Genomic DNA, 12,394 nt, shown 5'->3' with positions numbered 1-12,394 from the left:
TCGCGACTTCATCACCTCCACTGCCTCGCGCAGAATCTCGTTCTCCATGGTCTTCTTGCCCAGCAGGCGTTGCAGCTCACGAACTTGCTTGGCAGCACGCGTGCGAGTACTTTCTGGGGAAGATGTGCTGGCATGATCAGCCTCCAAATCCGACTTCGCCCGGGCCGGGCCTGGACGGATGCTTGCCGAATATGATCCGTTGCGGGTCATCCCGCTGCTGGTGTTGCGGAGCGTTAATTTTGCGACTGAGGCCCACTAATTCTGCGAACGTGGCACGTCAAGGAGGTTCCTGTACCGTTTGCGACGCCGGACTTTCGGCTTCCCAAGCCGACTGATCACGGCACTGAGATTGGCGAGCTTGAGCAACGTGGACGAAGGTATGGTCTCGAGGCGGCGATCGTGAACCTCATAGGCCGTTGCAGCCGGATTCAGCCATTCTCGTTTCCAGCGGGGCGAGAAGATATCGATGGGGTTCAGAACGAGGCACTCGAAGCAGTACGGAAGGTTGCTACGGTCGGACACCCACGCTGCTGGCGTTTGGATCGCCACCATTCTGTCGACGCCAACATGGGTTAGGGCCGACAGACGGGCCAGCACCAGCTCATCAACCGGCGGAAATAGCAGCCATCCACTGCGAGTTAAGTCGGGGAATGCCCCAAGCTGCCCGCTCGCCCACAACTGGGCGATGCCGATTCGATACTTCGCTGCCAGACGTCCCAGCCAACCGCCAAAGGCTTCGTCTTCAAACGGACGCGGCGCCACCGGCCAAGGTCTTACACGCTCAGGAGAGAAGACCTCGCGCCGCATTTTCGATGTGGCCAAGTTCGATCACCTCTCTGCCGTCGCGAATAGCCAGTTCAGTCGCAACATTGAGCACCCGGGATATCTCCCCGGTCAGTCCGCCGCTCGCCGCAAGAATCGCGTGAACCATCTCTCGCCGCGCCAGGTTCGACGGCCGTCGAAGGGGCAGAAGCCGCTCAAAGGCGGCAAGGAGGCATCGGAAGGCCTCCGACTCCTGCCACCTGGGAACTTCGAAGCGTGTGAACCGGCTGAAGCTGTCGAACCTGATCAGCCGCCCATTCTTCTCCGACTTCGCGCGGCAGCATGAACTCTCCTTGAATGAGTGGCGTGCGATCGTGGTGTTGGCCGGCCAGCCCGGAAGCGCTGCCCAAGACATTGCCGCGGCGACCGGCCTGCATCCCATGAACGTCAGTCGTGCCGTCATTAACTTGCGCAAGGCCGGTCTGGTCGAAGAGGCGCGCGATCCGGAGAATCACCGCCGCGTTCTCTTGTGGCTGACCCGCACCGGCAAACACAAATTTGACGAGATCTCTCCTCGGGCCGAGAGCGACGCGCGACGACTGATCGATGCACTTACTGAGCAGGAAGTTGCGATCTTCAGTAACCTGATCGACAAGCTGATCGCGCGCGCGGAAGATATGGCAGCACACGAGCGTTAGTCCTTCACCGGCATGGTTGATCAAGACGGCAGCAGGCCTGTGCGACTTTACACAGCCGCTTTGGCCGATTACGAGCCGGCCAACGTCCCTTAGTGAGGGGCTCTTGTACATTGAAAGCTGCCGTCTGGGCAGCCTTGGGTCGACTTGCGGAAACGGGTCGGGAAGCGCCAGCCAGCCTAGCGGCTGGCATATGTTGCGTGTCGGAACCAAAGCGGCCGCCCATCCCCCTGACGGCGTTGACCTTCCCCCGCAAAATCGGTACAGGTCAAAGCTAGAGGCAAGGTTGCTTTTCGGCAACCCGAGCCGGGCCACGATGGGCATGCACTTGACTTCGCCGTGGCGCCTGTATCGTGATTCACAGACCGACTGCAGTCAGACCCGTGCGCTTCAACCGCTATTCTCGCTACGAACTGCTCGACCTCAACGCTCGCCGGCAAGCGGCGTTCCCCGTCAAACAAGCACGGGAGCGCGACCATCAGCGGATGGCTAGACCTCTCAGTCGCGCAGCGGGGTGGAAGATGGCATACGCATGGTGATTGCCGAGACGGCCAGCCTTTACCGCAGCTTGCCGGCGCGGAACCGTCGCGTGGAAACGAGCGGCCGCTGGCCGCCCGCAAACCTAGAACACGTGGCGGATGCCAATTGCCGTGCCAAACTGGGAATCGCTTCCTGGCGTGAGGAAGTAGCCTGCGCCAAAGCCAGTCGCGGCGGTGTCGAAGTTCAGTCCCGAGTTCTTCGCATAGGCCATCGTCAGATACAGGTCGGTGCGCTTGGAAAGCCGGTAGTTCGTCAGCAACGTGACCTGCCATGGATTGGCGGGGTTGGTTGCAGGCGCGTTCTGCCCTAGGCGCAACGTCTTGAGGTTGTCATAGTAATACGCCAGGTTCAGGTCCAGCGACGCGGTGGCGGGAAAGTTGACGCCGATCCAGTAGTAGTCGTCGCGCACAACGGAGCTTCCCGATAAATCCTTGGCATCACCCCAGCGATAGCCGCCCATTACCTTGGTCTTGCCGATGTTGTAGCTGAGCGCGGCTCCGGCCTTCTTGACGGCACCGGTATTGCCGACCGTCACAGCCGGATTCCATTGGTCGTAGGCTACCGCAGCACCGAAACTGCCAGCCGTATAGGAAAGCGAGGCCCCATAGGCGGTGTTGTCGCGGAAATGTCCCGGCGTCTCCCCTGCCCCGCCGCCGGCCAGCGGCGTCATCGCGATCGCGCCGACGCCGGCGCCGAAGCTCCAGTGCGCGCCGACGCCGAGCGGACCGAACTTCCCTGCGTACTTGATCATATTGTCCTGGCGGAAATTCGAACCGATCTGCGCGACGGTGGGTTCATACATCGGCGCATAGAGCAGCGGTGCAAAATTGCCGAAAGCCTCGAACATGGTGGAGTATTGGCGACCGAATGTCAGCGTACCGAGATCGGACTTGCGCACGCCAACATAGGCCTGTCGGCCAACCAGGCGACCGCCCTGCTGTGACTTGCCGTCGTCAAGCCCGAATCCGCTCTCCAGCACGAAGAGCGACTGCAAGCCATTACCCAGGTCCTCGGTCCCGCGCAGCCCCCAGCGTGAACCGCCCCACCCTCCGCTGGTCTACAAGGACACGCGGTTTCCGCCCGGCTGGCGCGTAATGGCCCATGTCGTCGTGTTGACCGTTGGCGCGCCAGCCGCGAGATGATTGACATACTCGATCGGGGCATCCACGACGCCATAGAGCACCACGCTTGACTGGGCATGGCCAGCGGAAGCGAAGGTTCCCGACAGGGCTGCTGCAAGCAGCGATGTCTTCAATTGCATTGTCTCCTCCGGATTTTTCGTATTGTTCTTGGTTGTGTGACGCGGGAATTGGGCATTCCCGGTTGAAAGGCGCGACGTCGCCCGCTCCGCGTGACCAAGGTCACGGAGTCCCGTAGGTGAATTTCCTGGGTAACCCGTTACCGGGCTTGAGACGTCGCGCTGGTTTAGCTATCCGCGGTGAAGCCGATGCTCTTGACGAGTCGGCCCCATCGCTCGTGGTCGGCCTTCAGCAGGCTGCCGAGTTCAGCCGGCGAGCTGGGGTTGGCCTCCAGGCCCAGGTTATTCAGCGCCTCGACCACGTCCGGCGCCTTCAAAGCCGACATCACCGCCGCATGCAGCCGCTGGACCTGGTCCTGCGAAGCGCGAGCAGGCAAGTAGAAGCCATACCACTCCTCGAACACCATGTCCCGGTAGCCCATCTCGGCGAAGGTCGGTATATGGGGAAGAAAGCGGCTGCGCTGGGCGCCGGAAGTCCCGATCACGCGCACCTTGCCTGCCGCTTGATAAGCGGACAAGTCGCCGATCGGTAGCACGCAGGCAGGCAGCGCACCGCCCGCCACATCGGTCAACACAGCGCCCGATCCGCGGTAGCCAACATAGGTCATTTCCACGCCGGCGGCGCGTCCCAGCAAGATCCCGGTGAAATGCAAGGTCGATCCCGTGGCGGCACTACCGAAGCTTGCCTTGCCGGGCGTCGCCTTGCACCACTCCATGAATTGTGGAATGGTCCTGACCCCATCGGGCACCGCCGGTCCGACCGCAAAGCCGAAGTTGTAGCTGACCGCCCGTGACACCGGCCTCAGATCCGCAAGCGGATCGTAAGGTAGCTTGCGGTAGGTATGCGGGTAGACGCCTAATATCGACATGGGCGTCATCAGCATGGTGGAACCATCGCTCGGTGCGGTTTTCATCGCAATGGTGGCGACTTGGCCGCCGCCGCCCACGCGATTTTCGACGATCACCGAGCGGGCGTAGCCGGGATGCATCTTGTCCGCGATCCGCCGACCGACTGTGTCCACGGAACCGCCCGCCGGAAAGCCCAGCACGATCCGCGCAAGGTCGATCGTCTGTGCGTTTGCCGGTCTTCCGACCAGTAAAGGAAGGCCCGCTGCAAGACCGGCTTTCAGGATTCGACGTCTCGATAGCGCCATTGTCATTGTCTCCTCTTGTTGACTCTGGCTAGCGGAGAGCCCGCGGCTAGCCATCTTCCGTCATGCGTGTTAGCGTGATCCGGTCAATGATCCAGGAACGCCGTAACCAGGCGATTGAACTTGTCGGCATGCTCCCATTGTGCCCAATGGCCGCAACGGTTAAACACATGCAGCTCGGCGTTCGGCAAGCCCCACAGTAGCTTGAGGCCGGAGTCAAGCGGCACGAAGCGATCGTCGCGGCCCCACGTCACCAGGGTTTGCGCCTGGATCTCGGCCAACCGCGAACTCAGGTCGGCAAACTGCCGGGGATTGGCATCCATCGACGTCACGAAGTTGGCCAGGTGTTCCTTGTGTTGCATCATGTTGTCGTAGCGTGACTGGATCAGCTCCGGCGTCAGGGCCTTGGGATCGAACACGAAGACATTGAGCATGCGATGCAGGTTCTCCACGGTCGGCTCGCGGTACAGGCCCTGCAGCAACTTGATGCCTTCCAGCGGAATCGGGACAAACAAGCTGGTGCCGACGCCACCGCCGCCCATGATGACCATCTTGTGCAGACGCTCGGGGTACGCCAATGCGAAGGAAAGCGCGTTGATGCCACCCATCGAGTTGCCGATGAGACTGGCCTTCTCGATATCGAGCACATCCATCAGGCCCTTGACCGAGGCGGCATTGACCCCGGCGCGGGAGCCGCTGCGAATGACAATCGGATCGCTCTTGTTCCAGCCGGGACTATCCGGCAGGATGACACGGTAGCCCGCGTCAACGAACGCATCCACGTTGCGATGGAAGTTGGACCAGCCCGAGGCGCCTGGGCCGGAGCCATGCATCATGACCACGACCGGGCCTTCGTTGCCCGTATCGTTATAGTGGACTTGCAGATCGAGCTCGCCCTCGCGGATCCGCGCAAAGCGGCTGGTAGAGGCTTCGGTGAATGCAGCCATAAGGTCTCCGTAATGTTGGTGTGGTGGTGGCGCGGTTGGATTACGCCGCCTGAATGTCGTCGCCGGGACGGGTGAACACCAAGGGCGGCAGCTCACCCCCGAGCATCTGGGAACCTAGCCAGCCCGCGGTGTCGTCGCCGTTCTGCGTAATGTGGTTCGCGGCCGCCAAGGTATCGCGCAGCACGCGCTGGATCGGATTGCTGCGGTACACGCCGCGCGCGCCGGTGGCTTTGTAGAGCAACAGCACGGCCTGCTCGACATCCCGACCGACATGCGCAATCTCGGTCAGGTGGCGCACCCGGTCCGCGATCGGGATCAGCTGGCGTGCCTGCACCAGCGGGGTAGAATCGGCCATCATTTGCAGCAGCCGTGCACGTGCCGAGCTGACCTTGACTACTGCGTTGGCCAGCCTGTCGCGCACATAGGGGCTCAGGTTGACTGCCGCACCCGTCCCGGTGGCCTGGCGCACCCGCATTTGCTCGGTGTACATGTCGATGGCTGCCTGCCCATAGCCACAGATTACGGCGGAGACGGATCCGTAGAAGATCTGGCTGAACGGCCAGTAGTACATCGTGCCTCGATCGCTATGGCTGTACTCCACCATGCTGTGGCAACGATGATCCGGCACGAACGCCTCGCGGATCCGCAAGCTTTTGCTGCCGGTTCCGCACAAGCCAAAAGTGAACCAGTCATCGATGACCTCATAGTCGTCGCGAGGCACCAGGAATGAGTAGCGGTCCACCGGCACGCCCTGCTCGTTGCGCAGGAATCCTCCGACAAACGCCCAGTCGCCATGGTCGGTGCCACTCGATGTCGGCCACCGGCCATCGAGGACGAAGCCGCCCTCGACACGCTTGACGGCGCCGACGGGTGGGTACGACGACGCAATGATGACCTTGTTATCGTTGCCCCAGACATCGTCGCCGGCACGCGGATCGAGGTGGCCGAATTCCCATTGATGCACACCGAGGATCATCATGTTCCACGCGCTGCTACTGCAGCCACGCCCGAGTTCCATCAACACCCGCCAGAAGACTTCGGGGTGCATTTCCCAGCCGCCCCAGCGACGCGGCTGCAAGATCTTGAAAAAGCCGGCGTCGACGAACGCATCGATGGTTGCGCGCGGCACCTGGCGGGCTTGCTCGACGGCGTCCGCCTGTTCGCGCAGCCACGGAATCATCGCGCGCGCGCGTTCCAGCAACGCGTCGATGGACGGCTCGGCATCTGCCAGAACAGGTTTCAGAATGGCTGACATGAAACGGGTCTCCTCTTTGGTTGTAGGAACTTGTGCTTGCATTGCGCTTGAATTGGGTTTGAGCGCGCGTCAGTCGACGGCGATATCCGTGCCGGTTTCGTGCGGCGCGCGGACAGGCGGTGCATCAGGAGAAGGCGCTTGGTTCGGCTGGACCACCGAAGCCACACGAGGCACATTGCGCTTGTGTCCCCAATCGCTCATCTTGTTGTAGGTAATGACTTGCCAGCTGGTTTTATCGATCACGACGCCACCCCAGCCCATTTCCATTGCGAAGCCCGACGGTGTCCGCACATAGAACGAGAACATCTTGTCGTTGGGATGGTGGCCAAGTTCCAGGTTCATGCCATGGCCGGCCCGGATGCATCGGTCGTATGCCAGGCCGACATCGTCCATATCCTGGACTTCCACCATCACGTGATTGAGGATTCGCGTCGAGGGAAATCCCGCCGTCGCCAGTGAGTGATGGCGACCGGTTTCGGTATGAAAGAAGGTCGCGTCGGCGACCATGCCTGGCGCGATCTCCTCACGGATGTAGTCCGATACGTGCAGGCCGAGCACGTCGCGATAGAAGCGCACGGTCGCGGGGTAGTCCAGCGCGCGCGGCAGCAAATGACCCAGGCCAAGCGGCCCGGTACGGAATCCCGGTCCTTTCAGCACCTTGGAGCGGAACGGGTCGGCGGCGGATGCGATTGCCGGACCGAAGTACAGTTCATGGTGAAAGCCGTTAGGGTCGTCGATCCGGTAGAGCTTCTCCACGCGGCGTGCCGCCGCACAAGCCGCATCGCCCGCCGCGACCGCAATGCCCTTGGCCCGCACGCCAGCGACGAAATCGTCGAGCGCCTCCTCGCTATCGAACTGCCACCCTGCGGCGCGCAGATCGTCGTCTTCGCCCGCCTCCAGCACGATGCGCTGCTCATGCTCGTCCATCCGGAGGCTTAGCAGCCGACCCATTTCTCGACGTCCGATCTGGAATCCCATGATATCGACGGCGAATGTCTCCCACGCCGAGAGGTCGCTGACACCGAGCACGACATAGCCCAGGTTTGAGATCGCTGCTCCCATTTCTTTGTTGTCCCCTTGCGTTATCCGTTGCGGAATTTCCTGAATGCCTCCTTGGTTCTGCAAGAGCCCTGCCAGCTCACGTCGATTAAGGGTATGTCCGAATAAAGGGGCGCTCGCCGTGGGCTGCGGAGATAGCGATAGCGAACCACACGCCTGCGAAGACCGAGTCGGACGGGCATTCGAGCACGAGAAAGCGTCATGACCGAATGGTTGGCGGTCCGCTAACTTTGCCGAATTCAGTATTTCGGGAAATCCCTCTTGTGCCGCCGCCTGCAAACTCATAAATTTCTGAACCTTGACGAGATCGCCTCACTCCCTGTTCCTGTTCCGGAAAGCGCCATGACCAAGTCCAGCAGCACTTCGAAGTCGACCGGTTCCACCGCCGCGCCGACCATGGCTGTTCCTCGCGTGTTGGCCGACATGCACATGCCCAGCGTGCGCGACTTTGCCGATCGCTTGCGTTTCGATCCCGCCGAGGGACGCATCTGGCTCGACGATCGTCGCGTCCTGTTGATGCATGCGGAGGCGTTCGCGAGCCTGCGAGACGAACTGGTACTGTCGCTGGGCGTAGACACGGCGCGTGGCTTGCTGACACGCATTGGCTACGCGGCTGGTTGCCGCGATGCGGAGTTCGCGCTTCGCGTCGCGACCGCGGATCACGGTATCGAGGATGTGGTTCGCTGGGGAGCCGTGCTACACGCGCTGCAGGGCTTTGTCCTGCCGGAAGTCATCAGCACCCGACGCACCGCCTTCGCCGATGACAACTATCACGGCGAATGGATCTGGAAGAACTCCATAGAGGATGAGTATCACGTTGCCGAGCACGGCGTAGGCGACCACGCGGTTTGCTGGACGGAGGTGGGTTATAGCAGCGGCTACCTGAGTACCTGCGCCGGCCGCCGCATCCTGGTCCGTGAAGTGGAGTGCCGCGCCCAGGGTGCGGTCCACTGCCGGAATATCGCCAAGCCGGTCGGAAAATGGGAGAACGCCGAAGAAGACTTGCGCTTCCTGGAGCCACAACCGGCTCCTCCCGCGCGCGTCTTCGGCGGTTTCGAAGCCGGAAGCCGGGTGAAAGCGCCTGCGCCGCCGGCGGTATCTCCCACGCCATGGTCCGCCGACAACAACGACATCCGGTTGGTCGGGGCCTCGGCCGCATTCCATGCGTTGCGACACCATATCTTGCGTGTCGCGCCCACCAACGCCACGGTATTGCTGCTTGGCGAAAGCGGCGTGGGGAAGAGCCTGGTGGCACGCGAGCTCCATCGCTTCAGCCAGCGAGCGCAGGCGCAATTTGTCGAGATCAATTGCGCGGCGATTCCGGAGACCCTTATCGAGGCGGAATTGTTCGGAGTCGAGCGCGGCGCGTACTCGGGTGCCACCACATCGCGTTCCGGACGCTTCGAGGCCGCCGATGGCGGCACCTTGTTCCTCGATGAAATCGGAACGCTGAGCCTGACCGCACAAGGCAAGTTGCTTCGCGTCCTGCAGAATGGAGAGCTGGAGCGGCTCGGTAGCAACCGGACTGTGCGCACCGATGTCCGGTTGCTGGCGGCAACCAATGAAGACCTGAAGGTCGCGGTGCAGGAGGGGCGGTTCAGGGAGGACCTCTATTATCGACTGAATGTGTTTCCAATCACCATCCAGCCGCTACGGGATCGCAGGGACGACATTCCGCTGCTGACGGAGGTGCTGCTTGCCCGCTTTTGCCATCGCCACCAGCGAACGGTTAGCGGGATTACGCATCTGGCCATGAGGGCGATACTCCATCACGCTTGGCCGGGGAATATCCGCGAACTCGAGAACGTGCTTGAACGTGGCGTCATCCTCGCCAATGATGGCGAGCCGATCGACCTTCATCATCTACAGGGCCTCGACGGTTCGCTGGATTCGTCATCTTGGCTGGGGTTACGTGAAGGGATGCTTGTTCCCGGGGACGGCGCTTGCGCGGAAGACTTGCCTGGCGATGGGGAGGGCGATTTGGATGCGTTGGCCCAGGATCTGCTCGACCGGGGACCGGCTTCCCTGGCCGGCCTCGAGGACGCCATGGTGCGCGTGGCGCTGCGCCAGGCCGGTGGCAATGTGACCAAGGCTGCCACCCTGCTCGGCCTGACACGCTCGCAGATGGACTATCGGGTCAAGAAACTACAACAGCTCCAGGACACCGTATCGTGACGTCTATTGCGCCAGCGCCAGCTGCGCATAGCGCCCGCCGTGGAAAACGAGCGGAGCACTGTCGCCACCCCGCTCAAAATGCGTGACGGTGCCGACGATGATGATATGGTCGCCTCCCTCATACCGAAACGCGGTCTCGCATTCGAAGCGGGCAGCGCAGCCCTCCAGCAACGGGATACCGGTGGAAGAACATCCCACCGGCAAATCACGGAACTTGTCCTCGCCGGGACGGGCAAAGCGATTTGACAATGCCTGCTGGTCAACGCCGAGCACATGGACTGCCCAGTGACTGGCTTGCTGGAATATCGGCAAGCTCCATGCGCGCCTCGCTAGGCTCCACAGCACCATCGGCGGATCCAGCGAAACGGAGTTGAAGCTATTGGCAGTGAGACCGACTGGCGTGCCATCGGGCGCGCTGGTCGTGATTACCGTCACGCCCGTGGCAAAGGCGCCGAGCGCCGCGCGGAACGCCCGTGCATCGATTGCAGGGGCATCCTCGGCAACCCCGGCTTCATCAACCCTGCGCATGGTCACCTCCTCGGCCGGCCGTGCCAGATCGATCCGCGCCCGCGCGCACCAGATCCAGCGCGACATCGACGATCATGTCCTCCTGTCCGCCCACCATGCGGCGCCGGCCCAGTTCCACCAGCACATCGACCGTCTTCAGGCCATAACGCGCCGCGGCCACTTCCGAATGCCGCAGGAAGCTCGAATACACGCCCGCATAGCCCAGCGCCAGCGTCTCGCGGTCGACCCGCACCGGCCGGTCCTGCAGCGGACGCACGATGTCGTCGGCCGCGTCCATCAGCTTGTACAGATCGGTACCGTGGTCCCAGCCCATGCGCTCGGCTGCGGCGATAAACACCTCCAGCGGCGCATTGCCCGCGCCCGCGCCCATGCCCGCCAGGCTGGCGTCGATGCGGTCGCAGCCCGCTTCCACCGCGACGATGCTGTTGGCCACGCCCAGGCTCAGGTTGTGGTGCGCATGCATCCCGGTCTGCGTGTCGGCGTTCAGCACGTCCTTGAACGCGCGGAAGCGGTCGCGCACGTCGTTCATGGTCAGCGCGCCGCCCGAATCCACCACGTAGATACAGGTCGCGCCGTAGCTTTCCATCAGCTTGGCCTGCTGCGCCAGCGCCTGTGGCGTGGTCATGTGGCTCATCATCAGAAAACCGACCGTGTCCATGCCCAGCTCGCGCGCATGCTCGATATGCTGGCGCGAGACGTCGGCCTCGGTGCAGTGGGTCGCCACGCGCACCACGCGTGCGCCCGCGTCATAGGCTTCGCGCAGGTCGTCGATGGTGCCGATGCCGGGCAGCAGCAGCGTGGCGACCTTGGCATGGCTGACGGTCTCGGCCACCGCGGCAATCCATTCCGCGTCGGTATGGGCGCCAAAACCATAGTTGAACGACGAACCCTGCAGGCCATCGCCATGCGCGACCTCTATCGAGTCGACGCGCGCGTCGTCCAGCGCCTTCGCGATCTGGCGCACCTGCGCCACGCTGTACTGGTGGCGGATCGCGTGGCTGCCGTCGCGCAGCGTCACGTCCGAGATATAGAGCTTGCTTGCCATCTTGGTATCCTGTCCAGGGTGTTACGCCGCGACTGCGGCGAGCTTGCGTTCCGCGAGTTTCTCCGCCGTGGCGAGCGCGGCGCTGGTCATGATGTCGAGGTTGCCCGCGTAAGCCGGCAGGTAGTGCGCGGCGCCTTCCACTTCGAGGAAGACCGTGGTCTTCAGGCCGGCCATGCGGCCCACGCCAGGGATATCCAGGGCACGACCCGCATCAAAGCGCTCGAATTGCACCCGCTGCTTGAGGCGATAGCCGGGTACGTAGCGGTTGACCTCGGCCACCATCGCCGCGACCGCGCGCTCGATCCGGTCGGAATCCGCATCGTCAGACAAGGTGTAAACCGTATCGCGCATCAGCAGCGGCGGTTCGGCCGGATTCAGCACGATGATGGCCTTGCCCTTGGTGGCCCCGCCCACCGCTTCCAGCGCGCGCGATGTCGTTTCAGTGAATTCGTCGATATTGGCGCGCGTGCCCGGCCCGGCCGACTTGCTGGCGATCGACGCCACGATCTCGGCGTAGTGCACCGGAGTCACCGCGGCAATGGCCGCGACAACGGGAATGGTGGCCTGGCCGCCGCAGGTCACCATATTGACGTTGGGTGCATCGAGATGCGCTTCGAGATTGACCACCGGCACGCAGTAGGGACCGATCGCGGCCGGCGTCAGGTCGACCATGCGCAAGCCGGGCTTCGCCGAGCGCAGCAGCTTGTCGTTCTGCACGTGCGCCGCGGCCGAGGTGGCGTCGAACACGATATCGATCTCGCCGAACTCCGGCATTGCCGCCAGTCCGGCCGCGCCGGTTGCGCAGGTGGCCACGCCCAGCCTGGCGGCGCGTGCCAGACCATCGGACGCGGGGTCGATGCCAACCATGACGCCCATCTCGAGATGGCGCCCATGGCGCAGGATCTTGATCATCAGATCGGTGCCGATATTACCGGAGCCGATGATGGCGGCCTTCAATGTCTTCTGCATGGTTGCCTCC

Annotated in this window: 11 protein-coding genes and 1 pseudogene; 2 read left to right on the top strand and 10 right to left on the bottom strand. The window is 62.7% G+C overall.

Going from position 1 to position 12,394, the window contains the following annotated elements:
• Together ACW4E8_RS34490 and ACW4E8_RS34485 are read right to left on the bottom strand one after the other, a co-directional pair.
• A partial coding sequence (locus ACW4E8_RS34490) for a hypothetical protein (RefSeq protein WP_456808608.1) occupies positions 1 to 210 on the bottom strand: 210 nt, incomplete at its 3' end.
• A gap of 45 nt (positions 211 to 255) precedes the next feature.
• Positions 256 to 822, bottom strand: coding sequence for a TniQ family protein (locus tag ACW4E8_RS34485; protein WP_456808606.1), 567 nt, complete (start codon positions 820 to 822; stop codon positions 256 to 258).
• Positions 823 to 1,040: 218 nt separating this feature from the next.
• Here ACW4E8_RS34485 and ACW4E8_RS34480 point away from each other — a divergent pair, with 218 nt between their 5' ends.
• Positions 1,041 to 1,460 (top strand): MarR family winged helix-turn-helix transcriptional regulator, encoded by a 420-nt coding sequence (locus ACW4E8_RS34480; protein ID WP_456808605.1) that lies wholly within the window; start codon positions 1,041 to 1,043, stop codon positions 1,458 to 1,460.
• A gap of 619 nt (positions 1,461 to 2,079) precedes the next feature.
• Here ACW4E8_RS34480 and ACW4E8_RS34475 read toward each other — a convergent pair.
• The 5 genes and pseudogenes from ACW4E8_RS34475 to ACW4E8_RS34455 all read right to left on the bottom strand — a co-directional run bounded on the left by ACW4E8_RS34475 (position 2,080) and on the right by ACW4E8_RS34455 (position 7,733).
• Positions 2,080 to 3,252 (bottom strand): annotated as a pseudogene (locus tag ACW4E8_RS34475) (porin).
• A gap of 170 nt (positions 3,253 to 3,422) precedes the next feature.
• Positions 3,423 to 4,409, bottom strand: coding sequence for a Bug family tripartite tricarboxylate transporter substrate binding protein (locus ACW4E8_RS34470; RefSeq protein WP_456808604.1), 987 nt, complete (start codon positions 4,407 to 4,409; stop codon positions 3,423 to 3,425).
• Between the two features lie 83 nt (positions 4,410 to 4,492).
• Complete coding sequence (locus tag ACW4E8_RS34465) at positions 4,493 to 5,353, bottom strand: alpha/beta fold hydrolase (RefSeq protein WP_456808603.1); 861 nt, start codon at positions 5,351 to 5,353, stop codon at positions 4,493 to 4,495.
• Between the two features lie 40 nt (positions 5,354 to 5,393).
• Complete coding sequence (locus ACW4E8_RS34460) at positions 5,394 to 6,608, bottom strand: acyl-CoA dehydrogenase family protein (protein WP_456808602.1); 1,215 nt, start codon at positions 6,606 to 6,608, stop codon at positions 5,394 to 5,396.
• Positions 6,609 to 6,677: 69 nt separating this feature from the next.
• Positions 6,678 to 7,733: a VOC family protein gene (locus tag ACW4E8_RS34455; protein WP_456808601.1), complete on the bottom strand. Its 1,056-nt coding sequence runs from the start codon at positions 7,731 to 7,733 to the stop codon at positions 6,678 to 6,680.
• A 276-nt stretch (positions 7,734 to 8,009) separates the two neighbouring features.
• Here ACW4E8_RS34455 and ACW4E8_RS34450 point away from each other — a divergent pair, with 276 nt between their 5' ends.
• Positions 8,010 to 9,842: a sigma 54-interacting transcriptional regulator gene (locus tag ACW4E8_RS34450; protein WP_456808600.1), complete on the top strand. Its 1,833-nt coding sequence runs from the start codon at positions 8,010 to 8,012 to the stop codon at positions 9,840 to 9,842.
• A gap of 3 nt (positions 9,843 to 9,845) precedes the next feature.
• On the opposite strand, the gene ACW4E8_RS34445 is transcribed toward ACW4E8_RS34450, so the two are convergent.
• Genes ACW4E8_RS34445 through ACW4E8_RS34435 form a run of 3 tightly spaced genes read right to left on the bottom strand, consistent with a single transcriptional unit; the run spans position 9,846 to position 12,384 of the window.
• Positions 9,846 to 10,370: a flavin reductase family protein gene (locus ACW4E8_RS34445; RefSeq protein WP_456808599.1), complete on the bottom strand. Its 525-nt coding sequence runs from the start codon at positions 10,368 to 10,370 to the stop codon at positions 9,846 to 9,848.
• The gene (gene dmpG, locus ACW4E8_RS34440) at positions 10,357 to 11,415 is read right to left on the bottom strand and encodes a 4-hydroxy-2-oxovalerate aldolase (RefSeq protein ID WP_456808598.1); all 1,059 of its coding nucleotides are present in this window, start codon (positions 11,413 to 11,415) and stop codon (positions 10,357 to 10,359) included. Before dmpG ends, ACW4E8_RS34445 begins: the two co-directional genes overlap by 14 nt.
• Positions 11,416 to 11,436: 21 nt before the next feature.
• Positions 11,437 to 12,384 (bottom strand): acetaldehyde dehydrogenase (acetylating), encoded by a 948-nt coding sequence (locus tag ACW4E8_RS34435; protein ID WP_456808597.1) that lies wholly within the window; start codon positions 12,382 to 12,384, stop codon positions 11,437 to 11,439.
• Positions 12,385 to 12,394 lie beyond the last annotated feature (10 nt).

The organism is Cupriavidus sp. CP313, assembly GCF_054072015.1.
This window is presented reverse-complemented; position numbering and strand designations above follow the sequence as displayed.

Bases quoted from the DNA above. Each gene is read 5' to 3' on its own strand.
- ACW4E8_RS34470 (WP_456808604.1), bottom strand. From the start codon at position 4,409: ATGGCGCTATCGAGACGTCGAATCCTGAAAGCCGGTCTTGCAGCGGGC.
- ACW4E8_RS34435 (WP_456808597.1), bottom strand. From the start codon at position 12,384: ATGCAGAAGACATTGAAGGCCGCCATCATCGGCTCCGGTAATATCGGC.
- ACW4E8_RS34445 (WP_456808599.1), bottom strand. From the start codon at position 10,370: ATGCGCAGGGTTGATGAAGCCGGGGTTGCCGAGGATGCCCCTGCAATC.
- dmpG (WP_456808598.1), bottom strand. From the start codon at position 11,415: ATGGCAAGCAAGCTCTATATCTCGGACGTGACGCTGCGCGACGGCAGC.
- ACW4E8_RS34460 (WP_456808602.1), bottom strand. From the start codon at position 6,608: ATGTCAGCCATTCTGAAACCTGTTCTGGCAGATGCCGAGCCGTCCATC.
- ACW4E8_RS34450 (WP_456808600.1), top strand. From the start codon at position 8,010: ATGACCAAGTCCAGCAGCACTTCGAAGTCGACCGGTTCCACCGCCGCG.
- ACW4E8_RS34465 (WP_456808603.1), bottom strand. From the start codon at position 5,353: ATGGCTGCATTCACCGAAGCCTCTACCAGCCGCTTTGCGCGGATCCGC.